The 19,909-nt window shown below is 72.9% G+C and carries 16 protein-coding genes and 2 pseudogenes; 6 read left to right on the top strand and 12 right to left on the bottom strand.

Features of this window, described 5'->3' with window-relative positions:
- The first annotated feature begins 50 nt into the window (after positions 1-50).
- On the top strand, positions 51-674 hold the full coding sequence (locus AC0693_RS14340) for a hypothetical protein (RefSeq protein WP_478801944.1): 624 nt from the start codon (positions 51-53) through the stop codon (positions 672-674).
- 56 nt (positions 675-730) lie between these two features.
- Here AC0693_RS14340 and AC0693_RS14335 read toward each other — a convergent pair whose 3' ends face one another.
- Positions 731-1,870, bottom strand: a complete 1,140-nt coding sequence (locus AC0693_RS14335) for a PucR family transcriptional regulator (RefSeq protein WP_469320506.1) — start codon at positions 1,868-1,870, stop codon at positions 731-733.
- A gap of 87 nt (positions 1,871-1,957) precedes the next feature.
- Between AC0693_RS14335 and AC0693_RS14330 the strand changes: the two genes are divergently transcribed.
- The 3 genes from AC0693_RS14330 (at position 1,958) to AC0693_RS14320 (ending at position 4,992) form a co-directional block, all read left to right on the top strand.
- Positions 1,958-3,013, top strand: a complete 1,056-nt coding sequence (locus tag AC0693_RS14330; protein WP_478801943.1) for a ferredoxin reductase — start codon at positions 1,958-1,960, stop codon at positions 3,011-3,013.
- 7 nt (positions 3,014-3,020) lie between these two features.
- Positions 3,021-4,139 carry a fatty acid desaturase family protein gene (locus tag AC0693_RS14325; RefSeq protein WP_478738588.1) on the top strand — a complete coding sequence of 373 codons (1,119 nt, stop codon included), beginning with the start codon at positions 3,021-3,023 and terminating at the stop codon, positions 4,137-4,139.
- A 127-nt stretch (positions 4,140-4,266) separates the two neighbouring features.
- Complete coding sequence (locus tag AC0693_RS14320) at positions 4,267-4,992, top strand: peptidylprolyl isomerase (RefSeq protein WP_478801942.1); 726 nt, start codon at positions 4,267-4,269, stop codon at positions 4,990-4,992.
- 27 nt (positions 4,993-5,019) lie between these two features.
- Here AC0693_RS14320 and AC0693_RS14315 read toward each other — a convergent pair whose 3' ends face one another.
- The 9 genes and pseudogenes from AC0693_RS14315 to AC0693_RS14275 all read right to left on the bottom strand — a co-directional run bounded on the left by AC0693_RS14315 (position 5,020) and on the right by AC0693_RS14275 (position 14,862).
- On the bottom strand, positions 5,020-5,853 hold the full coding sequence (locus AC0693_RS14315; RefSeq protein ID WP_478738584.1) for a PaaX family transcriptional regulator: 834 nt from the start codon (positions 5,851-5,853) through the stop codon (positions 5,020-5,022).
- 65 nt (positions 5,854-5,918) lie between these two features.
- Positions 5,919-6,659 (bottom strand): maleate cis-trans isomerase family protein, encoded by a 741-nt coding sequence (locus tag AC0693_RS14310; RefSeq protein WP_478802234.1) that lies wholly within the window; start codon positions 6,657-6,659, stop codon positions 5,919-5,921.
- Positions 6,660-6,754: 95 nt separating this feature from the next.
- On the bottom strand, positions 6,755-7,660 hold the full coding sequence (locus tag AC0693_RS14305; protein ID WP_478801941.1) for a fumarylacetoacetate hydrolase family protein: 906 nt from the start codon (positions 7,658-7,660) through the stop codon (positions 6,755-6,757).
- A gap of 61 nt (positions 7,661-7,721) precedes the next feature.
- Positions 7,722-8,834 (bottom strand): cupin domain-containing protein, encoded by a 1,113-nt coding sequence (locus tag AC0693_RS14300; RefSeq protein WP_478801940.1) that lies wholly within the window; start codon positions 8,832-8,834, stop codon positions 7,722-7,724.
- Positions 8,831-9,853, bottom strand: a complete 1,023-nt coding sequence (locus AC0693_RS14295) for a carbon-nitrogen hydrolase family protein (protein WP_478738578.1) — start codon at positions 9,851-9,853, stop codon at positions 8,831-8,833. The genes AC0693_RS14300 and AC0693_RS14295 overlap by 4 nt, the downstream gene beginning before the upstream one ends.
- Before the next feature lie 23 nt (positions 9,854-9,876).
- A complete protein-coding gene (locus AC0693_RS14290) occupies positions 9,877-12,204 on the bottom strand; it encodes an oxidoreductase (RefSeq protein WP_478801939.1) in 2,328 nt (775 codons plus the stop codon).
- Positions 12,195-12,548 (bottom strand): annotated as a pseudogene (locus AC0693_RS14285) (acyl-CoA thioesterase); the annotation flags it as partial. The gene AC0693_RS14290 and the pseudogene AC0693_RS14285, both read right to left, overlap by 10 nt.
- A gap of 144 nt (positions 12,549-12,692) precedes the next feature.
- Positions 12,693-14,309, bottom strand: a pseudogene (locus AC0693_RS14280) (AMP-binding protein); the annotation flags it as partial.
- Positions 14,310-14,412: 103 nt separating this feature from the next.
- A complete protein-coding gene (locus tag AC0693_RS14275; protein ID WP_478801938.1) occupies positions 14,413-14,862 on the bottom strand; it encodes an ATP-binding protein in 450 nt (149 codons plus the stop codon).
- Between the two features lie 220 nt (positions 14,863-15,082).
- Here AC0693_RS14275 and AC0693_RS14270 point away from each other — a divergent pair, with 220 nt between their 5' ends.
- Both AC0693_RS14270 and AC0693_RS14265 read left to right on the top strand, forming a co-directional pair.
- On the top strand, positions 15,083-16,042 hold the full coding sequence (locus AC0693_RS14270) for an alpha/beta hydrolase fold domain-containing protein (protein ID WP_478801937.1): 960 nt from the start codon (positions 15,083-15,085) through the stop codon (positions 16,040-16,042).
- Positions 16,043-16,286: 244 nt separating this feature from the next.
- Complete coding sequence (locus AC0693_RS14265) at positions 16,287-17,087, top strand: phosphatase PAP2 family protein (RefSeq protein WP_478801936.1); 801 nt, start codon at positions 16,287-16,289, stop codon at positions 17,085-17,087.
- 27 nt (positions 17,088-17,114) lie between these two features.
- On the opposite strand, the gene AC0693_RS14260 is transcribed toward AC0693_RS14265, so the two are convergent.
- Positions 17,115-18,122, bottom strand: coding sequence for a LacI family DNA-binding transcriptional regulator (locus tag AC0693_RS14260; protein ID WP_478801935.1), 1,008 nt, complete (start codon positions 18,120-18,122; stop codon positions 17,115-17,117).
- A 133-nt stretch (positions 18,123-18,255) separates the two neighbouring features.
- Positions 18,256-19,821, bottom strand: coding sequence for a carboxylesterase/lipase family protein (locus AC0693_RS14255; protein WP_478801934.1), 1,566 nt, complete (start codon positions 19,819-19,821; stop codon positions 18,256-18,258).
- Positions 19,822-19,909: the final 88 nt, after the last annotated feature.

Here is a 19,909-nt window from a genome sequence, read left to right as displayed (position 1 = left end):
CCGGACATCCGGGCATCCGTGCGGCGCACAAGGAGAGGGGCTACGGCGCCATGAATCGGTTATCAGCCAGCAAGAAGGTGGGCCGGGCGAGCCTCGCGCTCGGTGTGGCCTTCGCATCGACCGTGCTCTGCGCCACGGTGAGTGCGGCCGCGCCCGCGAGGGGCGTCACGGGTGTGGGCTCCGTGGCGAGTGCCGGGGACCAACGCGCTTGTCCCGTCGCGTACTTCGATCTGGGCGAGACCCTCGTGCACACGGCCGAGGACGGCAGCATCGCCTATCGGTCCGGAGCGGCCTCATATCTGCGCGCCCTGCGCGAGCGCCACATCAGAATCGGCTTGATCACCAACGTTCCGCCCTCCTGGGGCGCGACCGACGCCGAGCGTGCCGCCCGGCTCAAGAAGGAAGTCGACGCCACGTGGGAGGGACCCGAGCCCTTCGCCTGGCAGGACTTCGGCGACCGGATCCTCACCCCCCGCACCGAGGCGGAGCGCAAACCGGCCCCCGCTCTCTGGCAGCGCGCCAGGGCCGAGTCGGGGCCCTGCCGGCTCGTCTACCAGGCGGAAACGACCGAGGAGGTCAAGGTCGCGGCCTCGCTGGGCTTCGTGCCGTACCAGGTCGGACAGCCCCGCCGCCCGGCGTTCCTCCCGGTCGGGCTGGTCCAACTGCTCGGGTAGCCGGCGGCTTCGCGGAGAACGCGCCCCAGACGGTGAACGGTCCGTGGACGTACGGGTCAGCTGCCCCGAAGTCCGACCGCCAGTGTCAGTTCCAGGACCCGGTGCGGCGATGCGAGGTCCGGGAACAGCTCGCGCAGCTGCGCCATCCGGTACCGGACCGTCTGGGGATGGACGAACAGCGCCGCCGCCACCTCGTCCCGCCTGCCCTGGTGCAGCAGCCACGCCCGCAGCGTCTCCTCAAGCCGCCGTGCGGTCGCGACGGACACGGTCCGCAGCGGTGCGAGGGCCCGGGCCCGCAGGTCCGCGAACGCGTCCGCGTCGGCGCTCAGCACCAGCTCGGGCAGGTGGTCATCGGTGTCGCGGATGTCGGGGGAGAGGGAGCGCGCGCGTACGGCTCGTGCGTGGGAGGCGGACGCACGGGTCCACGGCCGGGCCGGGCCGACCACGGCGGCGCGGTCGGTCAGCTGCCGCAGCAGATGTGATCGGTCGGCATCGGGGACGAGCAGCACGCCGGAGGCGTCCGGCAGATCGTCGAGGACGAGGGTGCTCGGGTCGAGCGCGCGGTACGCGGGGCGGGCCTGGTCGGCGGGCAGCAGGACCGCGGTCAGTGAAACGGGAGGCTGCCACCCGGCCCGTTGCGCAGAGGCCAGCAGTACGTCCGGGCTCGCGCCGGCGAGGAGGTCGCGGGCCAGGTGTTCCAGGTGGCGCTCGTGGGCCCGGCCCCGGGCGGCCAGTTCGTCGGCGTGGCCGGCGGCGCTCGCGGCCGAGAGCTCGTCGATGTAGGCGAAGGTCAGCTCGGCGAACTTGGCGACCTCGGCCGCGGGCAGTCCTGCGGGTACGGCGCCCGCCGCCAGGCAGCGCCAGGCCACACGGGCGCCGACGCGGTAGGCGCTGAGCAGGGCGTCCATCGAACGGCCGTCGCGCACTTCGCCGCGGCCGAGCTCGTACGCCGCGTCGTCGCCGTCGCCGCCCGCCGCGTTCCCGCTCGCGAGGTCCAGGTAGTGCCCCAGGGCGGTGCGGACGGCTCGGCGGATGGTGCCGCCCATGCGGCCCGAAAGGGCGTTGGCATAGGACGGGACCTCGTCGATGATCGCCTCGACGACTTCGTCGGCAGTGGTCTTCAGTGCGGCCCGAAGTACTGTGACCGTCGTCTCATCCAGGGCCAGCTCGGTGGCCCTCCGGATCGCGTTGCTCATGTTTTTGTTCCCTGCGAACAATTCCGCCGACCAGATTTACATCCTGCGGACAGGACTTTACGCCCTGAGGCGCACCAAGCTGGAGTCATGACGAGTGCAGCCCTCCGCAGTAGGGCGTGGAAACTGCTGGAGATGATCACGACGCCGCTGCTGCCGTCGGACTACCTCGACCTGGTCAGCCCGCTACGGGCGGGCGCGGACCTGCGCGGGCGCATCGAGGCCGTGCACCCCGAGACGGATGACGCCGCGACCATCGTGATCAGGCCGGGCAAGGGCTGGCGCGGCCACACGGCCGGTCAGTACGTCCGGATCGGGGTCGACGTCGACGGGGTGCGCCTGTGGCGTGCCTACTCCGTCACCTCGCCGACCGACCGCCGGGACGGCCGCGTCACGATCACCGTGAAGGCCATCCCGGACGGCAAGGTCAGCAACCACCTGGTCCGCAAGGCGAAGCCGGGCACGCTGATCCACCTCGACCAGCCGACCGGTGACTTCGTCCTGCCGCCGGCCAAGCCCGCCAAGGTGCTCTTCCTGACGGCCGGCAGCGGCATCACGCCCGTGATGGGCATGCTCCGCGACGTCCGGATCGACGACGTCGTCATGGTCCACTCCGCGCCACGGCCGCAGGACGTGATCTTCCGCCAGGAACTGCACGATCTGGTCGCCGACGAGAAGCTGCGCCTCACCGAGCTGCACACCGAGACCGACGGCCTGCTCGACATCGCCCGTCTTGCCGAACTCGTGCCCGACTGGGCCGAGCGCGAGACCTGGGCCTGCGGCCCCGCGGGCCTGCTCGACGCCGCCGAGGACCACTGGAGCCTGCACGGCGTCCCGGAGCGCCTGCACACCGAACGCTTCCGGCCCACCGTCGTCGTCGCCGGCGACGGCGGCGAGGTCACCTTCAGCACCACCGGCAAGACCGTCGACGCGGACGGCGCCACGCCGTTGCTCGACGTCGGCGAAGAAGCCGGCGTGCTCATGCCCTCCGGGTGCCGCATGGGCATCTGCTTCGGCTGCGTCACGCCGCTCAAGGCGGGCGCCGTCCGCGACCTGCGCACCGGCGAGATCACCGAGGCCGAGCCGGGCGTCCTCATCCAGACCTGCGTGTCCGCCGCGGCGGGCCCCTGCGACATCGAACGGTAGGAGCACTTTGACCGCCATCGACCCCACCGCCCACCTGACCGCGGACCAGATCGAGGAGCTGGGCCGCGAGCTGGACGCGATCCGTGACGTGGTGATCGCCGACCGGGGCGAGAAGGACGCCGCCTACATCCGCAAGGTCATCTCGGCGCAGCGCAAGCTGGAGCTGGTGAGCAGGGGCGTGCTGCTGTTCTCGGTCTTCCCGCCGGCGTGGCTGCTCGGCACCGCCGGGCTGTCCGTGGCGAAGATCATGGACAACATGGAGATCGGCCACAACATCCTGCACGGGCAGTGGGACTGGATGCGGGACCCGAAGATCCACTCCACCACCTGGGAGTGGGACCACGTCTCCCCGTCCGAGCAGTGGAAGCACTCGCACAACGAGCTCCACCACGCGTACACGAACGTGATCGGCAAGGACAACGACCTCGGCTACGGCATCATGCGCGTCGACGAGGACCAGAGGTGGCACCCGTTCCACCTCGGCCAGCCGCTGTGGAACTTCCTCAACGCCTGCTTCTTCGAGTACGGCATCGCGGCGTACGACCTGGAGCTCGCCAAGAACCTGCACAAGCGCCGCCGCAAGAACCCGGAGTTCCGTGCGCGGGCCAGGGCCGTGGGGCGCAAGATCCGCAAGCAGGTGCTCAAGGACTACGTGATCCACCCGCTGCTGTCGGGCCCGTCGTTCCTCCCCACCCTCGCCGCCACCTTCACCGCGAACCTGGTCCGCAACATCTGGACCCACTCGGTGATCATGTGCGGGCACTTCCCCGAGGGCGTACAGGTCTTCGAGCGCGGGTCGATCAAGGGCGAGACGCGCGGCCAGTGGTACCTGCGCCAGATGATGGGATCGGCGAACATCAGCGGCAGCAAGGCCATGCACTTCATGACCGGCAACCTGTCGCACCAGATCGAGCACCACCTCTTCCCGGACCTGCCGAGCAACCGCTACGCCGAGGTCGCGGTGAAGGTGCGCGCCCTGTTCGAGAAGTACGAGCTGGAGTACGTCACCGGCCCGCTGCCCAAGCAGGTGTACTCCGCGTGGCACAAGGTCTTCCGGCTCTCGCTGCCGAACAAGAAGCCCAAGGTGCAAGCGCCGGACCGCGAGCGGGAGCTCGTCGCCGCCTGATTCCCGGTGCCGCAGAAGGCCGGAGCCGCCCGCGCCGGCCTTCTGCGGTTGACCATTCCCGCCGACCGGATCACGCCCTAGACTGCGACCGCTCCGCAACCTGGCGATCATCAGGAGGGCGTACGAAATGAACCGAGCACTGATCAGCGGATTAGCGGCCGTGACGTTGGCCGTGTCCGGGGCAGGCGCCGCCACCGCTGCCGACGGCGTTCCGCCGCGCACCACGCACGGCCCGTGCCAGTACACGCAGACCCCGGACGAGCCGCCCGCGCGCCGCGTCCCGCTACCGCCCGATCCGCGGCGCACGCCCAGCCGCGGCACGGTCGACGTGGCCGTTCCGACCAGCCAGGGCTCCCTCCCGCTGCACCTGAACCAGGCCCAGGCGCCGTGCACGGTCCAGAGCTTCCTGCACCTGGCGCGCCACGGGTTCTACGACCGCACGGTGTGCCACCGCCTGACGGCGTATCCGACGCTGAAGGTACTGCAGTGCGGTGACCCGACCGGTACGGGTGAGGGCGGGCCCGGGTACAAGTACAAGGACGAGCTCCCGGTGGACCTGCCGCCCGCACCGACCGATCCCACCGGCGCGCGCCGCCTCTACGGGCGCGGCCTGCTGGCGATGGCCAACGCCGGGCCGAACACGAACGGTTCGCAGTTCTTCGTCGTCTACGGCGACTCCGCACTGCGGCCGAACTACACGGTGTTCGGCACGGTCGGCCCCGACGGCCTGGCCACACTGGACAAGGTCGCCGCCGGAGGAATCCAGCCCACCGCGGAGAACCCGGCCCCGGTCGACGGCGCCCCGGTGCTGCGGACCGAGCTGTTCCGCGTCCGGCAGTCCAGCCGGCACTGACCCCCGCTGCCGCGGCGCCGGGCGGTCCTACGGCGCGGCGCCGCCGGTGACGCTGCGCACGTGGTCCCGGCTCGGTCCGGCGAGGACCTCGTGCAGCCGCTGGAACACCTGCCGGGCCGCGACGGCGTTCCAGTCCGCTGGCAGCAGCTCCGCGGGCAGGCCCGGGTCGAGGTAGGGCAGGCGCCGCCAGGCGGTGAGCATCGGCACGTAGTGGCGGAACGCCTCGGCGCGGTCGATGTCGCCCCCCTGCCGCGCGAGGCGCGCGGCGACCGGCGCGTAGGCGTCCGTGAAGTCGGCGTACTGCTCCTGGATCGCGGGGAAGTCCCACCAGGAGCTGACCGCCCCCGGCAGGTCGCTGAAAGCGGCGTAGTCGGCCGCGGCGAAGAGGTGGACGTACTCGCTCAGCCCCAGCCGCAGCAGCATGGCCCGGGCGTCCTCCAGCACCCGGCCCGGCGCCAGCCACACGCCGGAGGCGATGTTGCCGAAGCCGAGCCAGGTCAGCCGGGTCCGCAGCTGGTAGCGGTGGGAGCGCTCGGACTCCGGTACGGAGAACACGGCCAGGGCCCAGCCGTCCGCCAGGTCCGCAGGCTCCAGACTGGCGAAGATGCGCCGGTCGCCGGCGTCGAAGACGGGATGGACGGCCGGGCTGAGCCGGTAACCGGTGGCGCCGCGCCGCTCCGGTTCCAGGACGCCCTTCTTCTTCAGCCGGGAGATTGCCGAGCGGACGGCCTGGCTCTCGACGTCCAGCTCCGCCATCAGGCTGATCAGGTCGGCGATGGAGATCCATCCACCGCCGCCGCGCAGGAACGCCCCGTAGACCGTGTTGATCAACGAGCTGGGCCTGAGGGGGCTGTCCGACATGATCGCCTTCCGTTGGATGCGGTGGCGATCCTACCGATCGGCGCGGCCGGGCACCGCGCCGCAGGTCAGTCCCCGCTCGCCGCCCCCCGGCCCAGGGGCGCCAGCGCGTACGCCCCGGACAGCAGGTGCCCGGCCCCCGGCGCCACCGCCGGCAGGCCGAGGGCCCGCAGCATCTGGTGCGCCGTGCAGACGGCCGCCGAGACGACCGGCTTGCCGAGCAGCTGTTCCGCCTCCTCGATGGCCCCGAGCGACGGCATCTGCACACAGGCGGAGAGGACCACCGCGTCCGCGTCCGCGTGATCGAGGGCTTGGGCCAGGCCGGGCAGCTTCGCCGGGTCGTGGGCGGCCACGTCGAGGTTGTTCGGTATCTCCAGCGCGCGGTGGTCCAGCACCTCGATGCCCTCGTGCGTGAGGTAGTCGACGACCGTCCGGGTGAGCGGGCGCATGTAGGGGGCGAGCAGCGCGACCTTCTTCGCGCCCATGGTGTGCAGCCCCTGGACCAGGGCTCCGGCGCTGGTCACCACCGGAGCGGGGGCCCCGTTCTCCACGGTGCGCGTGTGCAGGCGCGCTTCCGACGCGCGGTGGTAGCCCAGGCCCGTGCTCATGATGGCCACCAGACAGGCGTAGCCGAGGACGTCGACGTGGGCGTCGGACAGCTCGACGGCGCAGCGGTCGGAGTCGGCGTCCATGGCCCTGAGCTGCTCGGGCGTCACGTGGGTCATCCGCATGCGGCTGGAGTGGAAGGTGAAGCGCTCCGGCGCGACGGCTTCCCGCGCGCGCAGGATGGCCGGGACCTCCGTCTCCATCGTGACGTTCGAACTCGGCACGATCTGGCCGATGCGGTAGGTCTGCTGTGGCACGGAATCTCCTCGGTGCGGGTGGTGGGCCGGTGGCGTCGGCATCAACGGGCGTCCACGACGGGGTTGGTGAGGGTGCCGATGCCCTCGACCGTGGCCTCGACGGTGTCGCCGGGGACGAGGAACTCGGGCGGGACCATGCCGGCTCCGACGCCGGAGGGGGAGCCGGTGGCGATCACGTCGCCGGGCTCCAGGGTCACGCCGGAGCTGATGTCGGCGATGAGCCGGGCGATGGGGAACAGCATGTGGCGGGTGTTGGACTTCTGCTTGGTGACGCCGTTGACGCGCAGTTCGAGGTCCAGGGCCATCGGGTCCGCGATCTCGTCGGCCGTGACGACGACCGGGCCGAAGGGGGCGTAGGAGTCCTGGCCCTTGGAGAAGAACCACTGGCCCGAGCGGCGCTGGTCGCGGGCGCTGATGTCGTTGACGATGCTGTAGCCGAAGACATGCCGGTACGCCTCCTGCTCGCTCACGCGGAAGGCGGTCCGGCCGATGACGACGGCGAGTTCGCACTCCCAGTCCAGTCGGCTGGTGAGATCCGCGTTGTGCAGGATCGGCGCTCCGGGACCGGTCACGGCGGTGGACGGCTTGCTGAACAGGACCGGGCGGGGCGGCAGTTCCTTGTCGGTGTCCAGGGTCCGGCTCGACTCCGCCACGTGTTCCACGTAGTTGAGCCCGACTCCGATGATCTTGCCGGGCCGGTGCGGGGCGCACAGCCGGACGTCTTCGAGCCGGTGGACGGCGTGGCGCGGCCGCGCGCCGTCGAGCAGGGCGCGGACGGTGTCCAGTGCGGCGGGCCCGGCCTGGACGAGCGAGAGCAGGTCCGCCGGGATCGCCGCGCCCGCGTGGCCGGCGAGCGCGGCGAGGTCGTGGACGAAGCCGTCGCTCTCGGCGCCGAGGCGCGGCGGGGAGCCGTCCGCGGAAGCGGTGGTGAAGGTCAGCAGGCGCATGGGGGTGTCTCCTGGTGGTCGCAGCGGTGGGAATCCGGCGGTGTGGTGCTCAAGGGGGCGCTCAGCGGGCGTCCTGGTGGCCGCCGTTGTCGACGTACGCCTCTTCGCGGTGGAAGCCGAGCGAGCGCATGACGGGGAAGTCGTTGAAGGAGAAGAGGCACGCGTCCTCGGCCGGATCGAGGTTGTGGTGCTCGTGCCAGGCCCAGGACGGGACGCAGAAGATGTCGCCCTCCCGCCACGCGAAGCGCTGCCCCGCGATCACCGAGACCCCGCGGCCCTTGGCCACGGTGTAGATCACCGATCCGGTGTGCCGGTGGGCCTGGGTGGCCTGACCCGGGCGCAGCAGCTGCATGTGGGCGCCCATGGTGGGCATCACCGGACCGCCGGTCACCGGGTTGGTGTACTCCGCGATGATCCCGTCGTAGGGGGACCCCTCGGTGGCCTTCGCGAGGCCGAGCAGCGCCTCGTACGTCGCCTCCCACGGGTAGGCCAGCAGGGGGGAGTAGGGCCGGGTCCAGCGCTCGGCGCCGTAGGGGAGCAGGTTCGCCGCGTAGGTCAGCACCGAGGAGTTGATCACCTTTCCGGGCTCCTGGTGGAGCCCGGGGTGGACCTCGTAGAACCCCGCGTCGAGGGCGTTGACCAGGGGGATGTCCAGGCCGTCCTGCCAGATCACCGGGGCGTCGTCCGCGTCGTTGCCGTGCTCGTGCCAGGTGCCGTTCGGAGTGATCGCGAAGTCGCGCGGGCCCACCTTCAGCTTCTGCCCGTCGATGATCGTCCAGGCACCGGTTCCCTCGTGGACGAAGCGCAGCGCCGCGGCCTGGTGGCGGTGTGCGGTCATGGCCTCGCCGGGGCCCATGATCTGCAGGCCCGTGTACAGCAGCCCGGCCGCCGCACTGACGTCCCTGCGGCCGGGGTTGACCAGCATCACCACTCGGCGGCCCGCGTCGTCGGCCGTGACCAGACCCAGCGCCTTGTGCACGAGCGGGCGCAGCTCCTCGTACCGCCACAGCACGGGGACGGACCTGGGCTGCGGGTACCAGGGTTCGATGTCGTTGGCGACGGTCCACAGCGCGCCCGCGTCGCGCGCTTCGAGTTCGGCGTAGTAGGCGGTGAGTTCGGGGGTGGCGAGGACCCGTGCGCGGCCGAGCGCGGTGTCGTCCTGTCCGATGGTCATGCGTCCTCCTCGGGAAGCGGCGTGGTGCGGGGGGCGGAAAACGGTGCGGTGAAGGTCACGGGTGGACGGGGCCGGTTGTCGACTTCGAGGCGGAAGACGTCGAAGCGGTTGTAGTGGCCGGTGATGTCGTGCATCTGCTTGGGCTGGATGCACCGGCCCAGGTCGATCTCCGCGTAGACGATGCCCTCGTCGTCCACGAGCGGCGGCGTGACCGGGCGGCCGTCGGGGCCGAAGATCCCGGACAGGGCGCTGCGCGGGCGGCCGAACAGGGCCCGCAGCTCGGCGTCGTCCCCCGCGATCAGGTCGACGATCTCCGGCGAGACGGTGGAACAAGCCACGACGGAGAAGACCTTGCCCTCGAAGCTGTGGGCCGCCGTACGCACCGCGATGGCGTCGGCCATGTCGTAGTCGGCGGGGGCCACGGGCAGGGCGATGTAGCAGGAAGCGTGGACGAGTTCGCCCTGCGCGAGGAGGGCGAACCGGGCCAGGGTGTTGGTGTTCTCCCCGCAGGCGAGGGCGCCGAGCGGGCCGACCGGGGTCCGGTGGACGCGCAGCGAACTGCCGTCGCCCCCGGTCCAGGTGAGCTTCTCGGCCCAGGTCGGCACCAATTTGCGGTGCACGCCCAGCAGTTCCCCGTCGGGACCGATGGTCAGCAGGGTGTTGTAGAGGACGCCGAGACTGTGCGGAGCACGTTCGTTGACCCCGATGACGAGGGTGACGCCGTACTGCCGCGCCGCCGCGCGCAGCGTGTCCACGTACGGCCCGGGAACGTCGACGGAGGCCCGCTGGAGGCGCTCGAACCAGGGCGAACCCTGCACCGGGTTCATCGTCCAGTTCCAGTACGGGTAGCCGGGGACGAACACCTCCGGGAAGACGACGAGCGCAGCGCCGTTCCCGGCGGCCTCGGCGATGAGCGCGACGGCCTTGTCGACGGTGGCTCCGGGGTCGAGGTAGACCGGGGACGCCTGCACGGCCGCCGCCGTGAAGCGGGGCAGGTCGTACGGGGGAGGGGGTTCCATGGAATCTCCTGGATCTCCGCTGGTCAGCGGGTTGCGGCGGCGGTCACGGTCGGCGCCGGGACGGCGGGGGACGCGGCGGCGTGCGGACGCCAGCGCCGGTGCACCGCGGCCTCGGCCGGCCGCAGCAGTTCGAGGCGGGGCGGTACCCGGTCGGTGCGAGCGGCCGGCGGCCGGGCACTGCCCGCCGCCCAGGAGCGGGCCCACGGCGCGGCGGGCCCGCGGTACCCCTGGGCCGCCGCCGCGTGCAGGGTCCACAGCGGGTCGTGGAGCTGCGCGCGGCCGAGGGCGCACAGGTCGGCGCGGCCCGCCAGGATCACCGAGTTCACGTCGTCGTAGGTGGAGAGCGCGCCCACGGCGATCGTCGTCAGCCCCGTGGCGTTGCGGATCAGGTCGGCGTACGGCGTCTGATAACTGCGGCCGTAGCGGGGCCGTTCGTGGGACACGACCTCGCCCGTCGAGACGTCGATCCCGTCCGCGCCCGCCGCCCCCAGGGCCCGGGCGATCTCCACCGCCTCGCCTTCGCCCAGACCGCCTGCCGCCCAGTCGGTCGCGGAGATCCGCACCAGGAGCGCCTTCCCGGCGGGCCACACCGCCCGTACCGCGCCCAGTACTTCGAGCGGGAAGCGCAGCCTCCCGGCCGGGCCGTCTCCATAGGCGTCGGCGCGCCGGTTGGTCAGCGGGGACAGGAACCCGGACAGCAAGTGGCCGTGGCCGTATTGAAGTTCCAGTACGTCGAACCCGGCCCGGTCGGCGCGCTCGGCCGCCCGGACGAAGTCCCGCACGACCAGGTCCATGTCCGCCCGGGTCGCCTCCCGCGGCACCGGGCTGCGCTCGTCCCAGGCCAGCGCGGAGGCTGCCAGCGGTGTCCCGTCGGCCGCGCGGCGGCCCGCGTGGGTGAGCTGGATGCCCAGGCAGGCGTCCGACTGGCCGTGGACGAAGCCGGTGATCCGGCGCCAGGCCTCCTCCTGCTCGTCGGTCCACAGGCCCGGGCAGCCCGCGTCGGTCCGCCCGCCCGCGCTGACGGCGGTCATCCCGGCCAGCACCAGGGCCGGACCGCCGAGGGCCTGGGTGGCCAGGTGCACCAGGTCGAAGTCGCCAGGAATCCCCTCGCGGGCCGTCGACAGGGCGACCGGGGCCGCCACCACCCGGTTGCGCAGCCGCAGTCCGCCGAGCCGCAGCGGCCGGAACATCGGCGGTACCGGCGCCGACGCGTTCACCGCGGTGGTGAAGCCCTCGTCCCGGGCGCGCAGCCCGTCGTAGGTGGCCCGGCGGCTGCGGGTCAGCAGGTTGAAGGCGAACTGGTGCGGGTCCTGGCCGGTGTACCGGTCGATGTGCTCGAACCATTCGAGGCTGGCCTGCGCCGCCCGCTGGGTGGACTCCACGACCGGCCTGCGCTCGTCCTCGTACGCTGCCAGCGCGCTGGGCGCGTCGGGGTGCTCGTGCAGGCAGGCCGCCAGTGCGAGCGCGTCCTCCATGGCGAGCTTGGTGCCCGAGCCGATCGAGAAGTGCGCGGTGTGCGCGGCGTCCCCGAGCAGCACGGTGTTGCCGTGTCGCCAGGTGCGGTTGCGCACGGTGGTGAACCGCAGCCACTTGGAGTTGTTCGGCAGCAGCCGGTGGCCGTCCAGGTGGGGGGCGAGGATCTCCTCGCAGCGGCGGATCCCCTCCTCGTCACTCGCGCCGGGGGGCAGGTCCAGGGACTCGGAGCGGTCGAAGCCGCCGCGCCGCCAGGCGTCCTCGTTCATCTCGACGATGACGGTGGACCGGGTGGCGTCGTAGGGGTAGGCGTGCACCTGGAGGGTGCCGAACTCCCGCTCCTCGACGATGAAGGTGAAGGCCTCGAAGACCTTGTCCGTGCCGAGCCACATGTAGCGGCCGGACCGTTCGTCGAGGTCGGTGGCGAAGGTGTCGGCGTGGGCGGCGCGCGTGCCCGACCGTACGCCGTCGCAGGCGACCACCAGGTCGTAGGCCGAGGCCAGTTGCTCCGGCGGCGGGGCCTGGGTGCGGTAGCGGACGTCGACCTCCAGCGCGGCGCAGCGTTCCTGGAGGATCTCCAGCAGCCGGCGGCGACCCAGGGCGGCGAAGCCGTGTCCGCCGGAGGTCAGGGTCCGGCCGCGGTGGCGGACGTCGATGTCGCTCCAGCGGGCGAACTCCGCCGACATGGCGGCGTGCACGACCGGATCGGCCTGGGCGATGCCGTCGAGGGTCTCGTCGGAGAAGACGACACCGAAACCGAAGGTGTCGTCGGGAGCGTTGCGCTCCCAGACGGTGATCTCCCAGTGCGGGGAGAGCTGCTTGGCCAGGGCGGCGAAGTACAGACCGCCGGGTCCGCCTCCGATGACTGCTACGCGCACGGGGCGCCTCCTCGGACGTTCTCGATCAGTTCGGGGGCCTGCGGACCCGCCTGGGTGAGGACCTCGCGGACCTCGGCCGGCCAGGGGGTGGCCCCGGTGGCGCGGGCGGCGGAATGGGCGATGACCATGCGGCCGGCGGCCGCCTCCGCGCCCGCCTCCCCGCGCACGGTGAAGGCGTAGTGGAGCGAGCTGGCGCCGACCTTGGTGACGCGCAGCTCCGTGCGCACCGCCTCGCCGAACCAGAGCCGGGCCCGGTAGTCCGCCTCGAAGCGGACGCGGGGCGTACTGCCGAACAGGTGGGCCAGGCCCAGACGCCTCAGCAGGACCGCCTCCGCCGCCTCGACCCAGCGCACGACGGTGGAGTGGTGGTAGTGGCCGGCAGCGTCGGTGTCGGGCCACTCCACACGGCGCTCGATGACGACGCTGGGCAGCGACTCCACGACGGTGGCGCGCGGGACCGTCGCCGCGGGAACGGCCGGTTCCCGTGCCTGGGCCCGGAGTTGGCCGCGCCGGAGCTTGCCGGTCTCCGTGCGCGGGAGGTCGGTGACGAACTCCACCGCGCGCGGGTACTTGAAGGGGGCGATGACCGCTTTGACGTGGTCCTGGAGCTCCCGGGCCGTGGCCGGCGAGGCCGGGACCCCGGCGCGCAGCACGACGTACGCCTTGACGAGCATGCCCCGCCGCTCGTCGGGCACCCCGATGACCCCGCAGTCCGCGACGTACGGGTGGCCGGTCAGGGCCTTTTCGACCTCGGGCCCGGCGATGTTGTAGCCCGAGGAGACGATCATGTCGTCGCTGCGGGCCACGTACCAGAAGTAGCCGTCGGCGTCGCGGACGTAGGTGTCGCCGGTGATGTTCCAGCCGCCCCGGACGTAGGTGGACTGGCGCGGGTCGTCGAGGTAGCGGCAGCCGGTGGGCCCGGTGACGGCGAGCAGGCCGGGCTGCCCGTCGGGGACGGGTTCGCCGTGCTCGTCGACCACTGCGGCCCGGTAGCCGGGCACGGGCCTGCCCGTGGATCCGGGCCGGATGTCCTCGTCGGCCGCGGAGATGAAGACGTGCAGCATCTCCGTGGCGCCGATGCCGTCGATGATGCGCAGCCCCGTGGCGGCGTGGAACTCCTCCCACACGACGGCGGGCAGCGGCTCGCCCGCGGACACGCAGCGGCGCAGGCCCGCGAGCAGGCCGGCCGCGCCCTGCGCCAGCATCGCGCGGTACGCGGTCGGCGCCGTGAACAGGACGCTCACCGCGTGCGCGGCGATCAGGTCGGCCAGCTGCCCGGGCGTGGCCTGCTCGATCAGCAGGGTCGAGGCTCCGACGCGCAGCGGGAAGACCACCAGCCCGCCGAGGCCGAAGGTGAAGGCGAGGGGCGGGGTGCCGGTGAACACGTCGTCGTGCCGGGGCGCCAGGACGTGCCGGGAGAACGTGTCCGCGTTGGCCAGGACGTCCCGGTGGAAGTGCAGGGTTGCCTTCGGCCGTCCGGTCGTGCCGGAGGTGAAGGCGATCAGTGCGACGTCGTCGGCGGCGGTCGCGACGCTGGTGAAGTCGCCGTCCTTGGCGGCGCAGCGGACCGCGAGGTCGTCGTCGCCGGGGCCGCCGTAGGCGATCACGCGGGGGGCGGCGCCGGGATCGGAGCCGGTGGCGGAGCGGAGTTCGTCCAGGTAGCGGTGGTCGCAGAGGGCGATCGCGGGGCGGCTGATCCCGCACAGCTCGGCGAGTTCGGCGGCGCGCAGCAGCGGCACGGTGGTGACGGCCACCCCGCCCGCCTTCAGGACGCCGAACCAGGCGGCGACGAGCCACGGGTTGTTCGGTCCGCGCAGCAGGACGCGGTTTCCGGGCAGCAGGCCCAGCTCCTCGGTGAGCACCTGGGCGACCTGGTTGGCACGCCGCAGCAGGTCGCCGTACGTCCAGCGCTCGGTCGGGGTCAGCAGGCAGGGCCGGTCGGGTCCCCAGCGTTCGACGGCTTCGTCGAGCAGGCTGTGGGCGCAGTTGAGCCGGACGGGATAGTCCAGCTCCGGCAGGTCGAAGTGGAGCCGGGGCCAGAGGGAGAACGGGGGGAGCCGGTCGCGGCAGAAGGTATCGGCATGTGCCGAGGGGGAGAGCTCCATGGGGCGGCACCTCAATCAGGGAGCAGCGGGGGAGATGGGGCAAGTATCTCGATATTTTGGCGACCGTCAATCAGTCGCCATATTTTCTGCTCCCGAAAGACCCTCACGCGACGGGGACGCGGACGGCGAAGTGCTGCCCGAACTCGCCTCCACCGCAAGTGAGTTCGCCTCCCGCCTCGGCCGCCATCAACTCCACGATCAGCAGGCCCCGCCCCGTCTCGGCGTCCGGATCGACCGCGGGCCGGGGGAGGAGCGGCCGGGGCGGTGTGCGCGACTCGTCGGCGACCTCCAGGTGCAGCCAGCCCTCCCGGAGGATGACCGCCACCCGCATCCGGCGCGGGCCGGCGGCATGGAGTACGACGTTGCCCGCGAGTTCGCTCACGGCCAGCAGCAGGACGTCCGCGAGATCGGCGGTCACCCGCCAGTCGTCGAGCACCGCCCGGACGCGGGACCGGATGAGCGGGACGGTCGCCGCACCGGGCTCGGCCGTCCACCGCACGAAGGCGCGCGGGCGAACGGTGGCGGGGGTGGGGGCGGGAGTGGCGGTGAGCATGGGGTGCTCCCTGGGGGACGGTGACGCAGTTCGCGCTGTGGCCCGTGTAACAAGTGCGGAAGTCGGCCCGCTCGTGGGCTTGTGGTCAGCGGAAATGCGTCGCTAGAGTCGTGATTACACGTGTAACACGTTATGCCTCCCGGGTGGGTCGTGCAAGCAATTCGGACATACGTTACGAAGCCTTGCCCCTACCGGGTCCGCGCTGATTGGAAGGGCCGCAATGACGCACTCCCCGCCCGCGATCGACATGGCCGACATGACCTGGCCGCCTCCGCCCTACCAGACTCCCGTCCCGGCGCTCACGGACGAGAACGGCGTCCGTCACCACCACGGCGCCACCTACGCCACCACGCCCGGCTACCGCCCCCGGCTGCTCGACGTGCAAGTGCCCCCGGGGAAGGGCCCCTTCCCGGCGGTCGTGTGGATCCACGGCGGCGGCTGGCTGGACGGCGACCGCCGCTACCCGCCGCCCACCGTGCCGGCGGCCCTGCTGCACGGAGCGGTGCTGGGGGCAGGGCTCGCCCTGGTCTCCATCGACTACCGGCACAGCCTGGAGGCCCCCTTCCCGGCCCAGCTGCACGACGTGAAGGCCGCGATCCGCTACGTCCGAGCGTTCGCCGGGATCCTCGGCATCGACCCGGACCGCATCGGCGTCTGGGGCGAGTCCGCGGGCGGCCACCTGGCCGCGCTCGCGGGCCTCGTCGGCCCGGACAGCGCGGACCGCGAGGCGCTGGAGGGCGCGCACGGCGTGGGCACCGGCGACACCGCGGTGCGGGCCGTCGTCGACTGGTACGGGATCTCCGACCTGGTCTCCCTCTCGGCGCACCCGATGCCCGAGCTGCCGATGGCACCCGGCACGGAGTTCCCCGACCCGTACGTGGCGCTCCTCGGCGCGCCCGTCGCCGAGTGCCCGGAGCTGGCCAGGGCCGCCAGCCCGGTCACGCACGTGACCCCGGGCTCGAACCCGCCGCCGTTCCTGCTCGTCCACGGCCGGCAGGACGGGCTGGTCCCGTACAGCCAGAGCGAGTTGCTCGCCGCCGCCCTCACGCAGGCGGGCGGGGAGGTCACCCTCCAGCCCGTCGAAGGCGCCGACCACATCTTCCTCGGCTCGCCCGACGTCCCGCGGATCGTCGCGGACAGCGTCGCGTTCCTGGCCCGGCACCTCGGCGAGGGTGCCTGACCCGTCACCTCGGCGCGGGTCTGAGCTGGTCGCCAGCGAAGGAGACGGGGGCGCGGCCCGGAGGGGCGGCACCCCCGTTCCCGCACGGGCGGCGCCCCCGTTCCCCGCCCGGGCCGGGCGCCCGTGCCCCGCAAGGCCGGGCGCCCGGCACCCCCGGTCCCGTCCGGGCATGTCGATCCCGCCCGGGCGCGCACGTCGATTCCCCGAACCACGCCGTGCCCCGTCACGGTCGCGAGAGGCAGGCATGTCCAGGAATCCGGTCGCTTCCCCGCCCACCCGCGGCGCCCCCGCCGCCCCGCCGCCCCCGCAGGCGGCCGCCCGCCATCGGCCCGGCGTCCTCGGCGCGGGGGTCCTGCTGCTGGTCGTACCGGCGGTGCTCGCCCTCGCCGTCCGGCGGGACCCGGCGCAGCCGCCGTTCCAGAGCGCGGACGACCGCTGGCTGACCTGGATGGACGGCCCGCACGGGGGGCCGTACGGCATGGTCGCGGCGGTCCTGAACTGGTTCGGCGGCCCGCTCGGCGTCGTCGTGCCGCTCGCACTGCTGGTCTTCCTGCTCGTGCGCCGCAGACGGGTGTCGGCGGGCTTCCTGCTCGGCGCCTACCTCGTCGGCAACGTGCTCGTGGTCCAGGGGCTCAAGTGCGCGGTGGACCGCCCGCGTCCGGCCCACCCGCTGGTCCGGGTCGACCACGGCTCGTTCCCCTCCGGGCACGCGGCGGGCGCGGCGCTGCTCGTCGTCCTCGTCGGCGTCCTGCTGGTGCCGGCCGCGCGGCGCCGGGCCTGGTGGGCCGGAGGGACGCTGTTCACCCTGGTCATGATGTGGAGCAGAATTTGGCTGCACGCGCACTGGCTCAGCGACACCGTCGCGGGCGCGGCCGCCGGAGCGGGGGCCGGGCTGCTTGCCTGGTGGCTCTGCGCCCCCGCGCTCGCGCGCGAGGCCGCCCGCGTCAGCAACCGCCGAGGGCCGGCCGGGGGTACGGGAGCCGCGCCCGCGGTGACCGTGACCCTCGCCGCGTCCGCGACTGCACCTGACGGACCGTCAGCGTAGTTTCCCTGGCCAGCGGTTCGTACATGCCTATGAGGTCTGGCGGTGCACCAGCACCGCCTCTATCTCCGGCACGGGGGCGGTCGTGCCCGTCTCGATCAGCTCGTGCACGGCGTCCGCGACCCGAGCGGGGGACGCGAGGTCCAGCCGGATCGAGGTGAGGGCGGGCTGCTGGAGCGCCGCCAGCACCAGGTCGTCGCAGCCCACGACCGCCACGTCCTCCGGTACGGCGATCCCCTCGGCCCGCAGCGCGTGGAGCAGCAGCGCGGCGTACTCGTCGTTGTAGGCGAACACGGCGTCCAGGCCGAGGCCCGGCCAGCGCCGGGCCAGGGCGGTCGCGGACTCGCGGGTGTAGGACAGTTCCACCGGCGTCACGGTGGCCATGTGCCGGGCTGCGACGGACTCGGCTCCCGCCAGTCGGGGCGCGGCGAGCGTGGCGAGGCCGCGCTCCTGCGGCATCACCACGCCGATACGGGTCCGGCCGCGGGCGATGAGGTGCTCGGCTGCGGTCGCGCCGATGCGCGCGTGGTCGAAACCGATGGTGTGCACGCCCGCCACGGGGTGAGCGGCGAAGGCGAGCAGCCCGCGGACTCCGGCCCGGCTCAGCAGCTCGGCGGCCTGCGGGGTCAGCCGGTCGCCGTCGAGCGCGATGACGGCCGCCGGGCGCAACTCGGCCCAGGCACGGGCGGCGTCGAGCGGATCGGTGAAGCGTCCCGCGTGCAGGACGGCCGTGTAACCGTGCCGGTCCAGCTCGCTGTGCAGGTCGTCCACCCAGTCGCTGACCAGTCGGCCGACGGCGGAGATCGACGCGGGCATCAGGACGAGGTTGCTGCGCCCGGCGCGCAGCGAGCGGGCGGCCGCGTGCGGGACGTAACCGAGCTGCCGGGCGGCGTCGAGCACGCGCGCGCGGGTGGCCGCGCTGACGCGGTGCCCCTGGGTGTCGTTGAGCACGAAGGAGACGGTGGCGCGTGAGACCCCGGCCAGCCGGGCCACGTCGGCACTGGTGACCGAAGCGGGGACGGGAATGTCTTTCGCCATGACGTCCCTCGACGCTCGTTCTGATCGGCCCGGTGCCTTCTCTCCACAGGTTACACGAGTTAGATCACGGGAGCGGGGGTCCGCTCGGACGTACGTGCCCCGCCGGGCCCCCGCGGCGTGGTTCCGTGTGGCGCTACGAGGAGAGCCGGCGCAGCGCGCCCTCGTGCAGCCGCCGGGCGTGGCCGGCCAGGTCGTCGAGGGCGCCGACGACCGCGTCGAAGCGCATCGTGGTCCGGGTGCCTTCCTCGTACGGGCTCCACTGCGGCATGTCCGGGTGGTTCGGGTCGCCGGTGCGGACGAAGGCGATCCAGGCCCGGTGCATGGTCTGCGCCAGCCCGTCGCGCACGGCGGGGTCCAGGCCGGCGGCCAAGGGGGCGTGTGCCCATTGCTCGAAGTTGTCGAAGGCGAAGGCGAGGTCCAGACAGTGCGCGGCGCCGAGCCGGCCCTCGTGGGCGGGGGAGGGGAGGTCGAACTGGTACGCCCACACCGGGCGCCCCATGGCCGCCCGCGCCTCGGCGAACCGCACGGCGGGCGCCCGGAACAGCTCGTCGGTGATGAGGTCCATCAGGACGTCCCCCGGGCGGGCCCCCGGCCGGGCGCGTTCGTACGCCGCGTACACGGCGGGAGCCGCGGCGGCTCCGAAGGTGTCCGCGATCCGGCCGGTCACCTGCTCCCGGTCCGCCCCCGCGTGGCCCTCGTCGAGGGCGAACCCGAAGTTGGCCTCCTCGCGCGTCCAGCCGATCATCACCTCGATCCCGGCCGCGGCCCCGTGCAGCAGGGCCTCGGCCGGATGGTGGTGGAGGGTGACGCCGTCGATCACGGGGAGGAACGGGGTGGGCCAGTAGCCCCACCGCGCCGTCCGGGCGAAGAGGCCACCGCCGGCGCCGATCAGCTCGGGCCACGGGCGGTCGCGCAGCTCGGCCAGGTCCTCGGCCCCGGCGCATTCCACGTAGGCGGTGGTGCGCTCCAGGGAGGCCGCGGGTGTGGGGAAGTCGAGGCCGAAGGGCGGGCTCATCAGGATCACCCGCCGGATCAGGCCCGCGGCCTCGGGTGTGGCGGCGAGGGCGGCGGTGGACACCGCGCCGCCGGACTGACCCGCGACGGTGACGGCCTCCGGGTCGCCGCCGAAGCGCGCGATGTTCTCGTGCACCCAGCGCAGCGCGGCGAGCTGATCGCTCAGCCAGTGGTTGCCGCCGCCCGCCGGGTCACTGCCCCGGGTGTCGTCCTTCGCGTCGGGATGCAAGTAACCCAGTGGCCCCACACGGTAGTTGATGCTGACCACGACGAGGTCACCGTCGCGCGCGAAGGTGGCGCCGGAGTAGATCGGCAGCGACCCGGAGCCGGATACGAAGCCGCCCCCGTGGATCCAGACGAGGACCGGTCTGCGGGCGTCGTCGGCCGCGGGCGTCCAGACGTTCAGGGTGAGGCAGTCCTCGTCGAAGGGCGGCTCGCCGTGGCCGCCGAGGACCGGGTCACCGCCCTCGCGGTACATCTGAGGAGCGCTCGGGCCGTCGGTGCGCGCGTCCCGGGTGCCGTTCCATCCGGGGTGCGGCTGCGCGGGCCGCCAGCGCAGCGCGCCGACCGGCGGGGCCGCATAGGGGAGGGCGCGGAAGACGGTGAGGCCCTCCTCGACCATGCCGCGCACGCGTCCCGTCGGCAGGTCGACCACGGTCTGGTCCGGGCGTGGGGTGTGAGCCATGAGCCGTTCCTTCCTCGGCCGTGCGCCGTGTGCGCGACGGCCCTTCGAGAATATGGCGTCAAATCAACGATCGTCAATTGTGCTCGAT

The organism is Streptomyces sp. NPDC043876 (genome assembly GCF_056435825.1).
The sequence above is the reverse complement of the archived record's forward strand: the minus strand, read 5'-3'. Positions and strand labels throughout refer to the sequence as shown.